The 12,308-nt window shown below is 64.9% G+C and carries 14 protein-coding genes; 8 read left to right on the top strand and 6 right to left on the bottom strand.

Going from position 1 to position 12,308, the window contains the following annotated elements:
• Positions 1 to 67: 67 nt before the first annotated feature.
• The 3 genes from EOC83_RS20475 to mntR form a co-directional block, all read right to left on the bottom strand.
• Positions 68 to 988, bottom strand: a complete 921-nt coding sequence (locus EOC83_RS20475) for a neutral zinc metallopeptidase (protein ID WP_013530123.1) — start codon at positions 986 to 988, stop codon at positions 68 to 70.
• A 199-nt stretch (positions 989 to 1,187) separates the two neighbouring features.
• Complete coding sequence (locus EOC83_RS20470; RefSeq protein ID WP_013530122.1) at positions 1,188 to 1,376, bottom strand: hypothetical protein; 189 nt, start codon at positions 1,374 to 1,376, stop codon at positions 1,188 to 1,190.
• An 89-nt stretch (positions 1,377 to 1,465) separates the two neighbouring features.
• Complete coding sequence (mntR, locus tag EOC83_RS20465) at positions 1,466 to 1,915, bottom strand: manganese-binding transcriptional regulator MntR (RefSeq protein WP_024504117.1); 450 nt, start codon at positions 1,913 to 1,915, stop codon at positions 1,466 to 1,468.
• A gap of 235 nt (positions 1,916 to 2,150) precedes the next feature.
• Between mntR and EOC83_RS20460 the strand changes: the two genes are divergently transcribed.
• The 3 genes from EOC83_RS20460 to EOC83_RS20450 all read left to right on the top strand — a co-directional run bounded on the left by EOC83_RS20460 (position 2,151) and on the right by EOC83_RS20450 (position 5,204).
• Positions 2,151 to 3,515: an Nramp family divalent metal transporter gene (locus EOC83_RS20460; RefSeq protein ID WP_013530120.1), complete on the top strand. Its 1,365-nt coding sequence runs from the start codon at positions 2,151 to 2,153 to the stop codon at positions 3,513 to 3,515.
• Positions 3,516 to 3,602: 87 nt separating this feature from the next.
• A complete protein-coding gene (locus EOC83_RS20455; protein ID WP_063170313.1) occupies positions 3,603 to 4,451 on the top strand; it encodes a protein-L-isoaspartate O-methyltransferase in 849 nt (282 codons plus the stop codon).
• 102 nt (positions 4,452 to 4,553) lie between these two features.
• Positions 4,554 to 5,204, top strand: a complete 651-nt coding sequence (locus EOC83_RS20450; protein WP_063168788.1) for a dihydrofolate reductase family protein — start codon at positions 4,554 to 4,556, stop codon at positions 5,202 to 5,204.
• Positions 5,205 to 5,317: 113 nt separating this feature from the next.
• Here the strand turns inward: EOC83_RS20450 and EOC83_RS20445 are convergent, their stop codons facing one another.
• Entirely contained in the window at positions 5,318 to 6,187 is an 870-nt protein-coding gene (locus tag EOC83_RS20445; RefSeq protein ID WP_082826693.1) for a LysR substrate-binding domain-containing protein, read from the bottom strand.
• Positions 6,188 to 6,285: 98 nt separating this feature from the next.
• Between EOC83_RS20445 and EOC83_RS20440 the strand changes: the two genes are divergently transcribed.
• On the top strand, positions 6,286 to 6,885 hold the full coding sequence (locus EOC83_RS20440) for a LysE family translocator (RefSeq protein WP_063168790.1): 600 nt from the start codon (positions 6,286 to 6,288) through the stop codon (positions 6,883 to 6,885).
• Between the two features lie 252 nt (positions 6,886 to 7,137).
• On the opposite strand, the gene EOC83_RS20435 is transcribed toward EOC83_RS20440, so the two are convergent.
• On the bottom strand, positions 7,138 to 7,932 hold the full coding sequence (locus EOC83_RS20435; protein ID WP_013530115.1) for an SDR family oxidoreductase: 795 nt from the start codon (positions 7,930 to 7,932) through the stop codon (positions 7,138 to 7,140).
• A gap of 203 nt (positions 7,933 to 8,135) precedes the next feature.
• Here EOC83_RS20435 and EOC83_RS20430 point away from each other — a divergent pair, with 203 nt between their 5' ends.
• Positions 8,136 to 8,594: a MarR family winged helix-turn-helix transcriptional regulator gene (locus EOC83_RS20430; protein WP_024504123.1), complete on the top strand. Its 459-nt coding sequence runs from the start codon at positions 8,136 to 8,138 to the stop codon at positions 8,592 to 8,594.
• Between the two features lie 21 nt (positions 8,595 to 8,615).
• Here the strand turns inward: EOC83_RS20430 and EOC83_RS20425 are convergent, their stop codons facing one another.
• Entirely contained in the window at positions 8,616 to 9,794 is a 1,179-nt protein-coding gene (locus tag EOC83_RS20425) for an MFS transporter (RefSeq protein WP_027162085.1), read from the bottom strand.
• A 208-nt stretch (positions 9,795 to 10,002) separates the two neighbouring features.
• Between EOC83_RS20425 and EOC83_RS20420 the strand changes: the two genes are divergently transcribed.
• The 3 genes from EOC83_RS20420 to EOC83_RS20410 all read left to right on the top strand — a co-directional run bounded on the left by EOC83_RS20420 (position 10,003) and on the right by EOC83_RS20410 (position 12,224).
• Complete coding sequence (locus EOC83_RS20420) at positions 10,003 to 10,365, top strand: helix-turn-helix transcriptional regulator (RefSeq protein ID WP_013530112.1); 363 nt, start codon at positions 10,003 to 10,005, stop codon at positions 10,363 to 10,365.
• A 68-nt stretch (positions 10,366 to 10,433) separates the two neighbouring features.
• On the top strand, positions 10,434 to 11,198 hold the full coding sequence (locus EOC83_RS20415; RefSeq protein ID WP_063168791.1) for a metallophosphoesterase family protein: 765 nt from the start codon (positions 10,434 to 10,436) through the stop codon (positions 11,196 to 11,198).
• Between the two features lie 213 nt (positions 11,199 to 11,411).
• Positions 11,412 to 12,224 carry an SH3 domain-containing protein gene (locus tag EOC83_RS20410; protein ID WP_342030143.1) on the top strand — a complete coding sequence of 271 codons (813 nt, stop codon included), beginning with the start codon at positions 11,412 to 11,414 and terminating at the stop codon, positions 12,222 to 12,224.
• Positions 12,225 to 12,308 lie beyond the last annotated feature (84 nt).

Raw genomic sequence — 12,308 nt, 5'->3', positions numbered from 1 at the left:
GAATCTATTCATCCTGACACCACCTGACGGCAGCATCGCCGGCAGGTGAAGCTCGACAACGGTCTGGTCAGATCGGCCCACTCAGCGTGTTGCAATCCGACAGCTTGCCGCTCTTGTAACCACGCGCCAGCCAGGTCTGCCGCTGCTGCGAGGTGCCGTGGTTGAAGCTTTCCGGCACGACATAGCCCTGCATCTTCTTCTGCAGCGTGTCGTCGCCGATCTGCTTGGCGGCGTTCAGCGCGCTTTCGATGTCGCCCTGCTCCAATATGCCTTTCTGTCCGGTGTAGTGGGCCCACACACCGGCAAAGCAGTCGGCCTGAAGCTCGATTCGCACCGACATCTGGTTGGCCTCGACCTCGCCCATGCTCTGCCGCATCTGGTTGAACTTGGACATGATGCCGGTCAGGTTCTGCACATGATGGCCGATTTCATGCGCGATCACATAGGCGCGGGCAAATTCGCCCGAAGCGCCGAACTGCTGGTCGAGTTGCTGGAAGAAGGTCATGTCCAGATAGACCTTGTGGTCGCCGGGACAATAGAACGGTCCGGCCGCCGCGGAGGCAAAGCCGCAGGCCGAGCGCACCTGGCCGGAAAACAGCACCAGCTTGGGATCCTCGTAGGTCAATCCCTGCGACTTGAAGATGCCGGTCCAGGTGTCCTCGGTCTCGGCCAGCACGGTCGCCACGAACTGCTTCATCTCGTCATTGGCCGGTGTGGCACCGTTGTCCTGGCCGCTATTGTCGGTGATCTGGCCGCCGCCGCCCGGCAGCAGGCCGCCGTCGCCACCGCCCAGGATCGTCGAAGGATCGAAGCCGAAATACCATCCGGCCAGCACCACCAGGATGACGAGGAAGATGCTGCCGCCGCCACCGGTACGGCCGCCGATCGGAATGCGGAACTGGCCACCGCCGCCGCCGAGTCCGCCGCCGCCGCTGTCGCTGCGGTCGTCCTCGATATTGTCACTCTGACGACGGCCCTTCCAGAGCATGGCAACTCCTCGTGCAGCAAACCTCCCCGTTGCTCCGGGGCGACAAACAATTATCTCAACGGTTGCGCCAAGTCACAGCATTTTTCGATGGCCTTTTTGGCCACACGGGTTGCCTTGCGGCCAAGTTCGTTGTGGCGAGCGGCTCGGCGTGGCAATCGTCCCCGTGGCCTACAGCCGATCACGTAAGCCCGACAGAGAGCTAATCTTCCTGCTTGGCGCCGGCGCTCTTGCCGTCGGAGCTCTTCGAACGCTCCTCGAAACGCGCCGCGCCCTTTTTCAGCGGATGGCCGGTTTCGGCTTCGGTCTTGCGCTCATCCCTGGCCGCCGCCTGTTTCAGTCCCTCGGCTGCCTGCTTGCCCTTTGCCGCCGGCGTTTGTTCGATGCCCATCGTTTCCTCCCTTTCGCGCGCCAATCGCACGGATCTGGTGCAAACGTGTCTGGCGTGCGACGGTTCCGGCGACGCGGGAACTCTGGCGCTCAGCGCGCCGTCATCGCCTTGCGGAAGGCTTCCAGCGTCTCGGCGCTGACATGGTGCTCGATGCCCTCGGCATCGATGCGCGCTGTCTCCGCACTGACACCGAGCGAGCGCAAGAAAGCTTCCACCGTCTGGTGGCGGATGCGGCTTTCCTCCGCGACTTTGCGGCCGGCTTCGGTCAGGAACACGCCACGATAGGGCTTTCTCGACACCAGACCGTCGGCGCACAGCCTGGTCAGCATCTTGGCCACCGTCGGCTGCGCGACGCCGAGCCGTGCGGCGATGTCGACCTGACGCGCCTCGTTGCCGTCTTCGATCAGGTCGGCGATCAGCTCGACATAATCCTCGACCAACGCACTGCGGCGCGCTTCGCGCTGCTGCCGGAAGCCCTCCGAATGAATTTCGGCGTCGAGCAGCGGCTCGCGCGGAACTGGTCTGTTCTTCAGCACCAATACGCGCTCCTCCCAGGACTATTTGCCATCCATGCTTTCATAGCACGGGCTCTGATTCTTCAGGCCGTTTATTTGCATTCCGCCACAGGTGCAACCGGGGCTTCCGATTGCCGCTTCACCCGATGACCGCCAGCCGGATAAAAAGCAACGACAATGAAATATAGCATATTGCATAATGTTGAGCCATGGCATAGCTTAAGCCAACATCGTCCAGTCTCGCGGAAAGCCCTCCTTCATGTCCGAAGCCGAAGCCACAGCCTCCCGTTCCTCATGGCGGTTCGCCAGGCCCGACGAGGACGAGCAGCCCAGCCTGCGCGAAGTCAATTCCTCTATCGCCGTGCCGAACTCGGGCGTCTGGTTCCGTCGCCTGTTCGCCTTCATGGGTCCCGGCTACATGGTCTCGGTCGGCTATATGGACCCCGGCAACTGGGCGACCGACCTCGCCGGCGGCGCCCAGTTCGGTTACACGCTGCTGTTCATCATCATGCTGTCCAACCTGATGGCGATCCTTTTGCAGGCGCTGGCGGCACGGCTCGGCATCGCCACCGGCCGCGACCTCGCCCAGGCCTGCCGGGCCTATTATCCCCGGCCGGTGAACTTCGTGCTGTGGATCGCCTGCGAGCTGGCCATCATCGCCTGCGACCTGGCCGAAGTCATCGGCACCGCGATCGCATTGCAGCTTCTGTTCGGCATTCCGCTGATCGGCGGCGCCATGCTGACGGCGCTCGATGCCTTCCTCGTGCTGCTCCTGATGAACAAGGGGTTTCGCTATCTCGAAGCCTTCGTCATCGCGCTTTTGATCATCATCTTCAGCTGCTTCGCCATCCAGATCTTCGTCGCCGCCCCGCCGGCCGGTTCGATCCTGCATGCCATGTTCGTGCCGTCGTCGGAAATCGTCACCAATCCGGCGATGCTCTACATCGCCATCGGCATCATCGGCGCCACCGTCATGCCGCATAATCTCTATCTGCACTCCTCGATCGTGCAGACCCGCGCCTATGAACGCACCGACAAGGGCAAGCGCGACGCCATCAAATGGGCAACGACGGACTCGACCATCGCCCTGATGCTGGCTTTGTTCGTCAACGCCTCGATCCTGATCGTGTCCGCGGTCGCCTTTCACAACACCGGCCACCAGGACGTCGCAGAGATCGGCCAGGCCTTCGAGCTGCTGTCGCCGCTGCTCGGCCTCGGCATCGCCTCGATCCTGTTCGCTGTGGCGCTGCTGGCTTCCGGCCTGAACTCGACGGTGACGGCCACGCTCGCCGGCCAGATTGTTATGGAAGGCTTCCTGCGCCTGCGCATCCCCAACTGGGCACGCCGGCTGCTGACGCGCGGCCTCGCCATTATCCCGGTGGTGGTCGTCACCGCGCTCTATGGCGAAAAGGGCACCGGCCAGTTGCTGGTGTTCAGCCAGGTCATCCTGTCGATGCAACTGCCCTTCGCGGTCGTCCCGCTGGTGCAGTTCGTCTCCGACAAGAAGAAGATGGGCAATCTCGCCATTCCGCGCGGCGTCGCAGCCCTTGCCTGGGTGGTCGCCGCGATCATCCTGGTGCTCAACTTCAAGCTGCTCTACGACACCATGTTCGGGGTCGGCTGAGTTCCGCTTCGCCTGGAAACCAGCTGCCCTCTGCGCAGGGGGCAGCCTCGCGACAAATCGGCAATCCGCGCTATGTTTTCCGGCATCATGACCCGGATCGAAGACATCAGGAAATTCTACGCGCGGCTGCTGGCCGCCAATGCCGGCTCGCCCGACCCACGTCTGGAAGCGGCTTTCGCCGACGTGCCGCGCGAAGCGTTTCTCGGTCCCGGACCGTGGACGGTCGTCGCCGGCAACGGCAGGGTCACAACACCAAGCGCCGATCCGGCTCATATCTATCAGAACGTGCTGGTGGCGCTCGACGACGACAAGGGCATCAACAATGGCGAGCCATTCCTGCACGCCATGTGGATTGGAAAGCTTGAACCGAAACCCGGTGAGGCGGTTTGCCATATCGGCGCCGGCACCGGCTACTACACCGCCGTGCTGGCCCGGCTGGTTTCGCCAGGCGGCATCGTCACCGCTTTCGAACTCGACGAGAAGCTGGCCGATCTGGCGCGTCAAAATCTCGAAGCCTATGGCAATGCGACGGTGGTCCATGGCGATGCCGTGACGACGCCCCTGCCGCCATCCGACATCATCTATGTCAATGCCGGGGTCGCAGCGCCCCCGGCCGGATGGCTGAAGGCGCTGCGGCCAGGCGGCCGCATGATCTTTCCCTGGCGGCCGGCCGAGCGCGTCCCGCTGGCGGTGATGGTGACACGCACGCAAAAAGGCTTCGCCTGCGATCCGTTCATGCGGTCGTGGTTCATTCCCTGTGTCGGCGCCTCGGTCGCGGACCCCGCGGCGATGATCCCCACCGGCGAGCAGGCCGCGCGCAGCCGCTCGATCTGGCTGGCGCAGGACAGGGCGCCGGACGACACCGCCACCGCCATATCAGGCGATGTCTGGTTCTCGTCGGAAAATCTCCACACCGAGCCTCGCAAGCAACGGTGATTTTCCAAAATTTCGTCCTGTCCTGTCGGACCGGTGGCTCGTCGCCCGTCCTTGGGCTGAAGTCCGCCACGACGGCGTGGACCGAAGAACGGGAGCATTGGAATGAGAAAGATCATCTCTGCGACATTCATCAGCCTCGACGGCGTCATGCAGGCGCCCGGCGGCCCGCAAGAGGATCCGGTCGGCGGCTTCAAGTTCGGCGGCTGGACCTTCCATTACTTCGACGAGGCGGGGGGCGCGGCGATGGATGAACTGTTCTCCAAGCCTTTCGCCCTGCTTCTCGGCCGCAGGACCTACGATATCTTCGCCGCCTACTGGCCATATCAGAAAGATCCGATCGCGGATGCCTTCAACCCTGCGGCCAAATATGTCGCGACGCATCGGCCCGACACCCTCACCTGGCAGAACACGCAATCGCTCGGGCCCGATATCGTTGCGGCGTTGCGCCGCCTCAAGCAGGAGGATGGACCCGACCTGCTCATCCAGGGATCGGGCAACCTGATCCAAACGCTGCTCGCCAACGGGCTGATCGACGAGATCCGGCTGATGATCTTCCCGCTGTTGCTGGGCAAGGGCAAGCGGCTGTTCGGCGACAGCGCGATCCCGGCCGCCTTCAAGCTCATTAAGTCGCAGGCAACCGGCACCGGCGTCATCATGGCGACCTACGAACGCGCGGGCGAGGTCAAGGTCGGGTCGTTTGTCACGGGAGAGCCGTCGGAAGCCGAGCTCGAGCGGCGGAAGAACTGGAAGTAAGCAGGACCTGGGTTCCTCGCCCCACGATGAAAGATCGACCCGCCACTCGGTCGAGCTTCGCTCGACACCTCTCCCCGATCGACGGGGGAGAGGAACCCAAGTTCTGAGAAGCTTCAAGCAGCGACTGGTCGCCGCGCCAGCCCTTCCCGTATATGCCGTGCGAATTCCTGCGCCGCGGGCCCTACCCCATGCCTCGGCAGATGCAGGTTGATGGCAAAATTCGGCAGCGGCGGCAGGCCGGACTCCGATCGCAATATGTCGAGATCGGCTGGCACCGTGGAGGCCAGCCAGGTGGTGACGGCGAGGTCGGAGCGCACCGTCGCGGTCGTCGCGTCGATGTTGCCGTTCTCGAACACGGTGCGCCACTCCAGCCCATGCTCACCGAGCGCCGCCAACACAGCCGGCCGGAAAGCGCAGGTGTCGGCGACGATCGAGACCGGCAGCGGCCGCTTGGCGCGGGCAACGCCGCCCTTGGCACCGACCCAGACCAGCCGGTCAACGACGAGGCATTCGCCGGCCGACGGGCCGGCGCATTCCTCGATCACGGCAAGGTCGATGGTCCCGGCCGCAAGGGCAGCAGTCAATTCTGGCGACGAGGCGCAGACCAGCGATATCTCGACCTGCGGATAGGTCTCGGCATAGGTCTTCAGCACCGGCGCCAGCAAGGTGCCGACAAGGTCGTAGGGCACGCCGAGCCGCACCTGGCCGGCCACCGGGCTCCCAGCCATTTCGGCCCAGATCTCGTCATTCAAGGCCAGCAGCCGCTTGCCCCTGCCGAACAGCTGTTCACCGGCGCGCGTCAGCCGCAAGCCGCGCCGGTCGCGCTCGAAGAGGCTCGAGCCGAACGCCTCCTCCAGCCGTTTGACCTGCTGGCTGACAGCACCTTGCGTCAGGTGCAGTGCATTGGCCGCCGCTGTCATGCTGGCCTTGTCGGCGACGGTGATAAAGGTGCGGATCAGCGCCATGTCGAGATTTCGGATCATGGTTGGCATTATGCTTGCTAATGTCAACCATAGCAAACATTGCATTTACTGAAGTTCGTGCGCAGCTACGATGGCAGCCCTCCCACCGAGGACGCCGCATGCTCGAGCCCATTTTCCCGCTCATCCTGTTTGCCATCGTCGCCACCACCACGCCCGGCATCGCCACGACCCTGTCGACCGCGTCCGGCGCGCAGTTCGGCTTTCGCCGTTCCGTGCCTTTGCTGGTCGGCAGCGCCGCCGGCCTCGCCACCGTCACGGGTGCCGCTGCCGCCGGGCTTGCCGGCCTGCTGCTCGCCGTGCCCTCGCTGCAACTGGCGATGAAGGTCACCGGCTCACTTTATCTCGTCTGGCTGGCGATCAAGATCGGCCGCAGCGGACCGCCTAATCTGGATGTGAGCATGGCCAGGCCGAACAGCTTTCTCGGCGGCGCCGGCATTCAATGGATGAACCCGAAGGGATGGGCGATGGGACTGGGCGCCGCGGCGTCGTTCGCGGCATTGGCCAGCGGACCGATGCAGCTCGCGCTGCTGCTCGGCGCCACTTTCGGCCTCGCGGCCGCCGCCTCGCTGTCACTGTGGTGCGTGGCCGGCATGGTGCTGGCGCGGCTGCTCAAGACCGAATGGCAATGGCGCGCGCTCAACGTCGTGTTGGCGCTGGTACTGGCCGCCTCGATCATTCCGATGTGGCGGTCGGTGTAAAGCGCTCAAGCCAAAACCCGCGCCAGCCCCCCACCCTGACCTTCGGTCCGACCTCCCCACAAGGGGGAGGTGGGGAGTCCAGCTTTTCGCACCCCACAAGACCATTGTCGCATGGGCGGACAAGCCGCGTCCCCAACCTTCCCCCTTATGGGGGTCCGAAGGACGGGCGAGACCCGTGGCTCGCCCCGGCAAGTCGCTGCGAAGCAGCGGGGTGGGGGTCCTGGTTCGCAAAGCGAACCAGCCTCTCAAACTTCAAACCCCGTAACGCGCCGCCGGCTTGTCGGCGTGCAGGCTGCCGTAGAAGGCTTGCCGGGCGCCGAGGAATGTGTCGAGCTTGGCCGCATCGGCAAGCGCGGGCACGGTGACCGCCTCGCCTTTGGCCAAGCCGACAAGTGCGGCATCGACCATGTCGTCGGCGGTCATGATGATCTCCTTCGGAACGTTGGCGATATCGGTGCCGGCAAGTTCCCAGAAATCGGTCCGGGTCGCGCCCGGCAGCACCACCTGCACCTTCACATTGGTGCCCTCAACCTCACGGTGCAGGGCTTCGGTGAAGTTGACCACATAAGCTTTGGTGCCGCTGTAGATGCCGCCGAAGGAGGTGTCGAAGGCGAGCACCGAGGCGATGTTGACGATGCCGCCGCGGTTGCGTGCCAAAAGCCCCGGCAGCACGGCGCGGGTTAGACGCGTCAAGGCGATGGTGTTGACCTTGATCATGCGCTCGGCCGCGTCGACATCGGCGGTGGCCACGACGGCCTGGCCGCCGATGCCGGCATTGTTGACCAGCAGTGTGATGCTCTCGTCGGCTGTTACAGCTTGCTCGACGCGGCGCACATCATCGTCGTTTGCAAGATCGGCGCTGATCACGCCGACCTTGCGGCTATAGGTCTGGCGCAGCTTCCCGGCCAGTTCCTCCAGCCGGTCGGCGCGCCGCGCCACCAGCACCAGATCGTAGCCCTGCCCGGCCAGCCGGTCGGCATAGACCGCGCCGATGCCCGACGAAGCACCGGTGACGACCGCCGTGCCCTTGTTGCCCTGTCCACTCATTGTCCTGTTCCTTCTTCAACTGATCTTGTTCGTTTCGAATGACCCCCGGCACCGTGGCATCTGCCGCGCTGCCGGAAAGCCGCAAGATAGTGGCATATACCATTAATCGTGAAGTAGGCATATGCCACTATCTTGTCAATGAGACGGGCGGGGATTATTTGAGGGGAGCAGCCGGGCCTCATTCGCCGGCGCCAGGGACCATCATGTCAAAGGACAGCCTGCCCGGCCTCACGCTCTGCAACAACGCCGCGCTGCGCCGCGCGGCGCGCAAGCTCGGCAAGTTTTATGATGATGTGGTGGAGCCGTCAGGCCTCAAGGCGACGCAGCAGGGCCTGCTTTACCAGATCCATATGGGCGATGAGCCGGCGATGGGCGCCATCGCCACGTCGCTGATCATGGACCTGTCGGCGCTCGGCCATACGCTGAAACCGCTGATCCGCGACGGCTATGTCGAGACCTTCGCCGACCCGGAGGACCGCCGCGTCAAGCGTGTACGACTGACGCCAAAGGGCCTGGACAAGATCGAGGAAGCGATGAAACTGTGGCAAATCGCCCAGCAGCGTTTCGAGGATGTCGTCGGCAAGGACAAGGCCGAAGATTTGCGCGCGGCTCTGGATGAGATCGCCGCGCTGGATTTTGATCTGCCGCCGGCCACGCCCTAAGGCCAGCGTTTGCCAAAGACTCTACTCGGCAGGCATTTCTACAGGCCGAGCCGCCCAGCGGCCGGCGACCACGACGCCAAGCCCGACGATCGGGAAGATCGCGGCGACCAGGCCGAGATCGGCCGGCGCGCCGTAGCGCAGCACGGCACCACCGACCACGGCACCCAGCGCCACGCCGAGATAGAGCGCCGAGGCGTTGAGCGACAGCACGATCGGGGCGGCATCGGGCGCCAGCTTGATGATGCGGCTCGCCTGCGCCGGCGGGAACGCCCAGCCGACGATGCCCCACGGCACCATCATCGCCATCAGCGCCGGCCCGGCAATATGGTGCGGCAGGAAGGTCGGGATGACCGACAATAAGACCAGCATGCCGGCACTCAGCGCCAGCGACCAGCCGACGGTGCGGGTCGCACCGAACCGGTCGGCGGCCTGGCCGCCGCCAATGTTGCCGATGACGGCGCCGACGCCGAAGGCGAGCAGCATGCCGGGCAGCGCGATCTGGCTGAGACCGCCGCCCTCGATGGCAAGCGGCGCGACATAGGCAAAGACGGTGAAGGCGCCGATCAGCGCCAGCACTGTCGTCAACAGGATCGGCATCACGCCGGGACGCAGCGCTGCCGCCAGCCTGCGCTTCAAGGGCAGCCTGGTGCCAACGATGCCCTGCGGCAGCCGGTACCACAGGATCGCGCCTGCAAGCGCGCCAAGGCCGGCGATGGCAAAGAAGGTGCCGCGCCAGCCGGCGACGGTGGCAACGAGCGCGCCGAGCGGCGCACCGAGCGCAACGGCCACAGTGGTGCCGCCGACAACGACGGCGATGGCACGCGCCCGGTGATGATCATCGACCAGCGCTACTGCGGTGCCCTGCGCGGTTGCGGCGAACAGGCCCGACGACAGCGCCATGACGATGCGCGCGACCAGCAGCAGTTCGAAGGAGGAACTCAAGGCGGCGGCGATGTTGCCGATGACGAAGAACACCAGCGTCCACAGGATGACGCGGCGCCGGTCCCATTCGCCGGTCAGCGTCGCGAGAATCGGCGTGCCGACCGCATAGGCGAGCGCGAAGGCGGTAATCAGCGTGCCGGCCAGCGGAATGGAGATGCCGGCATCCGCCGCGATGTCGGGCAGAAGGCTGGAGATGACGAAGCCTTCGGTCGAGATCGTGAACGATCCGAGCGCGAGCCAGAAGAGGCGCTTGTCCATGGCGGGATGTCCTTAGTTCAAAAGTTATTGAACAATTGGACATAACAGGGCATCATGTCAATGAAGCCAGGGAAAAATAGCTGAACCTTCCTGACAGCCCTGTGTCAGCACAGGCCGGGCGGGGTTCGCGCGAGACGGAGAAAGGCCACGTGGAGCCAACAATGATGGATGCGTTGAAATCGGACCCGACTGTGCTTAGTTTCGAGCCATGACCTTGCCACACCCCAATACGGACCAGATCAGCCTGCCGATCGTGCTTGGCGTGCTCGGCGACCCGACGCGGCTTGCCATCGTGCGCTATCTCGCCAGCAAGCAGGGCGTGCCGCTGAACTGCAGCCAGTTCCTCGATTTCGGCTCGAAGACCAATCTGAGCTACCACCTCGCCAAATTGCGCGAGGCCGGCGTCACCCGCGCCGAGGTGGTCGGCACCAACCGCATGATCACACTGCGCCGCGCCGATCTCGACGCCCGCTTCCCCGGCCTGCTCGACAGCGTCATCGCCGCCGCCGGCGACGATCCCGCACTGCCGGCGGTTGGCGGCCACGATATCGAAGTGCACGCCCGACCCTGAAGGACTTGGGTTCCTCGCCCACGAACGTGGGGAAAAGGAAAAGCGGCGTCACACAGGAGCTTCCCGAAATGCGCATCGCCGTCCTCGCCGATATCCACGGCAATGTGCTGGCGCTCGACGCCGTGCTTGACGACCTGCGCCGGCGCGGCGGCGCCGACCTGACCGTCAATCTCGGCGACAGCGTTTCCGGCCCGCTATGGCCGCGCGAAACGATGGAACGGCTGCAGGCGCTGAACCTGCCGACGGTGCGCGGCAACCACGACCGCCGTGTTGCCGCCGACCCCGCTGATGACACCATGTGGCCCTCCGACGTCTATGCGCAGGAGCGGCTGACCGAGGCACAGCGCCAGGTGCTGTTCGCCCAGCCGTTGACGCTGGAGATCGCACCCGGAATCATCGCTTTCCACGCCCGTCCCGACCATGACGAGAAATATCTCACTGATACGATCGTCAATGGCCAGCTGGTACGCGCGCCGCTGACGGCGATCCGGCGGCGGCTGAAGGCGCTCGACCCGGCTTGCCGCATCGCGCTGTGCGGCCACAGCCACCGCGCGGAACTGATCCGCGTCCCCGACGGTCCCGTCATCTTCAATCCGGGCAGCATCGGCTGCCCTGCCTATGACGATTCCACGCCGCCGGCGCATGTCTCCGAGCAGGGCTCGCCGCATGCGCGCTACGGCATTGTCACCCTGGGCAGCAACGGCCAGCCCGACGGCTTCGAGGCCATCGCCGTCGACTACGACCACGAGGCGGCCGCCAGGCAGGCCGAACAAGCGGGCCGGCCGGAATGGGCTCACGCGCTCAGAACCGGGTTCATGCCCCTGCCCGGCTGAAGGCTGGCGAAACGGCGGCCCGAATTTTCGGGCTTACATGGCGCCGCGTCGTCCCTTATAAAACCGGCCGGGCTTGCGGCGGGCTCGATCCGCCGCGGCACGGTATCAGCGCACGGCCAAACGATGAGGCGCACAGTTACGCTCCGAACAATCCTCCATGCGCTGATTGCTGCTCCGCTGCTGATGACGGCGTGGCCTGTGATTGCCCCCGCTATGGCTGAAGAGATGGCCCAAGAGGCGCCGGAGCTCGTCATCTCCGTCGTTACCGGCCTGGCGCCGGACGACCTTCTCAAGGTCCGCACCACCGCATCGCCGGTCGCCACGGTCGAGGCGCGGCTGAGCAGTGGCGACATGGTCACCAATCTCGGCTGCAACGACATCAACGGCTACAAATGGTGCAAGGTCGAGAGCACGGGCAAGGAGAAGCTGAGCGGCTGGGCGCCGGCGCGCTATCTCATCCCCCTCAATCCGAACCCCTATGTCGAAGGTGAGCCAAGACCGGCCGGTGCGCCGGTGGTTGCCTCCACCGGCAGTGGGGCCGAGCAGGCCTCGGCACCGGACCAATCGCAGGCCACCGGCTCAGCCGACAGCGCGCCGGTCGCACCGCCCGACCTGACGGCGCGGCTTGGCGGCGCCGGTCCGGCAGCCGAAAGCACGCCGAAATCGCCAGAGGAAATCGGCCACGCCGCCATGCAGGATGCGTACCTACTGGCGCTGGCGGCGCCTGACGTCCCGCTTGATTCCGCTCCGACGCTGGCTTCTGGCCCCGAAATTCCCTGCGCCCGCTATGTCGGCCAGCCGATGGAGCGCTGCAAGGTCAGCGTGGTGCACACCGCCGACAAGGCGAACATCACTGTGACCTGGCCCGATGGCGGCACGCGCATCATCTCTTTCCGTGCCGGCCAGCCGGCCGGTTCCGACGCGCCCGGCGACTTCCGCTTCACCAGGGAAGGCAGCCTCAACATGATCCGTGTCGGCGTCTCGGAGCGGTTTGAGATCACGGATCAGTTGGCGCTGGGGAATTAGAATTCAGGGGAGTAAGGGAGCAGGGAATAAGGGAGTGTGTTTGGAATTCTCTCGAACCCACCCTACTCCCCTACTCCCCTACTC

The organism is Mesorhizobium sp. Primo-A, assembly GCF_003997175.1.
Lineage (GTDB): Bacteria > Pseudomonadota > Alphaproteobacteria > Rhizobiales > Rhizobiaceae > Mesorhizobium > Mesorhizobium ciceri.
This window is presented reverse-complemented; position numbering and strand designations above follow the sequence as displayed.

What these genes read in the sequence shown, in the direction of transcription:
- EOC83_RS20410 (WP_342030143.1), top strand. Translation starts at nt 11,412, where the DNA reads ATGGCTGAAGAGATGGCCCAAGAGGCGCCGGAGCTCGTCATCTCCGTC.
- EOC83_RS20450 (WP_063168788.1), top strand. Translation starts at nt 4,554, where the DNA reads ATGAGAAAGATCATCTCTGCGACATTCATCAGCCTCGACGGCGTCATG.
- EOC83_RS20470 (WP_013530122.1), bottom strand. Translation starts at nt 1,376, where the DNA reads ATGGGCATCGAACAAACGCCGGCGGCAAAGGGCAAGCAGGCAGCCGAG.
- EOC83_RS20460 (WP_013530120.1), top strand. Translation starts at nt 2,151, where the DNA reads ATGTCCGAAGCCGAAGCCACAGCCTCCCGTTCCTCATGGCGGTTCGCC.
- EOC83_RS20420 (WP_013530112.1), top strand. Translation starts at nt 10,003, where the DNA reads ATGACCTTGCCACACCCCAATACGGACCAGATCAGCCTGCCGATCGTG.
- EOC83_RS20425 (WP_027162085.1), bottom strand. Translation starts at nt 9,794, where the DNA reads ATGGACAAGCGCCTCTTCTGGCTCGCGCTCGGATCGTTCACGATCTCG.
- EOC83_RS20415 (WP_063168791.1), top strand. Translation starts at nt 10,434, where the DNA reads ATGCGCATCGCCGTCCTCGCCGATATCCACGGCAATGTGCTGGCGCTC.
- EOC83_RS20455 (WP_063170313.1), top strand. Translation starts at nt 3,603, where the DNA reads ATGACCCGGATCGAAGACATCAGGAAATTCTACGCGCGGCTGCTGGCC.
- EOC83_RS20435 (WP_013530115.1), bottom strand. Translation starts at nt 7,932, where the DNA reads ATGAGTGGACAGGGCAACAAGGGCACGGCGGTCGTCACCGGTGCTTCG.
- EOC83_RS20440 (WP_063168790.1), top strand. Translation starts at nt 6,286, where the DNA reads ATGCTCGAGCCCATTTTCCCGCTCATCCTGTTTGCCATCGTCGCCACC.
- EOC83_RS20475 (WP_013530123.1), bottom strand. Translation starts at nt 988, where the DNA reads ATGCTCTGGAAGGGCCGTCGTCAGAGTGACAATATCGAGGACGACCGC.
- EOC83_RS20445 (WP_082826693.1), bottom strand. Translation starts at nt 6,187, where the DNA reads ATGATCCGAAATCTCGACATGGCGCTGATCCGCACCTTTATCACCGTC.
- EOC83_RS20430 (WP_024504123.1), top strand. Translation starts at nt 8,136, where the DNA reads ATGTCAAAGGACAGCCTGCCCGGCCTCACGCTCTGCAACAACGCCGCG.